This window comes from Ruegeria sp. SCP10 (assembly GCF_040329495.1).
Lineage (GTDB): Bacteria > Pseudomonadota > Alphaproteobacteria > Rhodobacterales > Rhodobacteraceae > Ruegeria.
In genome coordinates this window covers 1-1,131 of the sequence record NZ_JBDZYF010000062.1, presented here as the reverse complement: position 1 = coordinate 1,131, position 1,131 = coordinate 1, and the positions used below count along the sequence as shown (strand labels likewise).

Below are 1,131 nucleotides of genomic sequence, written 5' to 3'. Positions count from 1 at the left end.
AGGCATGGAATTGCACGGCAAATATGTCTTCCTGTCGGAAGGTGTGCGCGGGTCACTGTCCAAAGAAGTCATCGCCAAATACGACCTGTCTGCTGGCAAAGAGCCGCAGAAATACGGCGTCGGCATGAAAGAGATTTGGGAGGTCGATCCTTCCAAGCACAAGGAAGGCAGCGTCACGCACACCATGGGCTGGCCGCTGGGCAGCAACGCAGGTGGTGGATCGTTCATCTATCACCTTGAAAACAATCAGGTCTATGTCGGCTTTGTGGTTCATCTGAACTATAAAAACCCGCATCTGTACCCCTATATGGAATTCCAGCGCTTCAAACATCATCCGGTCGTTTCTGACCTGCTGAAAGGCGGTAAGCGCGTAGCGTATGGTGCGCGGGCGATCACCGAAGGCGGGTTCCAGTCGATGCCGAAGCTGGTCGCGCCGGGTGTGGCGTTGCTGGGCTGCTCGGCAGGCATGGTCAACGTGCCGCGCATCAAGGGCAACCACAACGCCATGCTGTCGGGCAAAGCCGCGGCCGAGGCTGCCTATGAAGCCATCAAGGCCGAGCGGTCTGGTGATGAGCTGTCAGATTACGAGACCGAAGTGCGAAGCGGGCCCATCGGCAGCGACCTCAAGAAAGTGCGCAACGTCAAGCCGATCTGGTCGAAATACGGCCTGACCGCCTCACTGATGCTGGGTGGTTTGGACATGTGGACCAATACGCTGGGCTTTTCGCTGTTCGGCACAATCGGTCACGGCAAGAACGATGCCGAGGCGACCGAGGATGCAAGCAAGCACAAGCCCATTGACTACCCGAAACCCGATGGTGTTCTGTCTTTTGACCGATTGACCAACGTGTCATTCGCGATGACCAACCACGAGGAAAGTCAGCCCTGCCATCTGCGCCTGTCTGATCCAGAGGTTCCGGTAAAGGTCAACCTGCCTCAGTTCGACGAACCGGCGCAGCGCTACTGCCCGGCAGGTGTGTATGAGGTGGTCGAAGACGAAAACGGCCCGCGATTCGTGATCAACTTTCAGAACTGCGTCCACTGCAAAACCTGCGATATCAAGGACCCCAGCCAGAACATCACCTGGACCACGCCACAGGGTGGGGATGGTCCGAACTATCCTAATATGTA

General features: G+C 56.9%; 1 protein-coding gene. It reads left to right on the top strand.

Annotated features, from left to right (window positions below; all coding sequences use genetic code 11):
- Positions 1-1,131: electron transfer flavoprotein-ubiquinone oxidoreductase (locus ABLN87_RS22255; RefSeq protein ID WP_353014294.1), on the top strand; the 1,131-nt coding region annotated here is incomplete at both ends.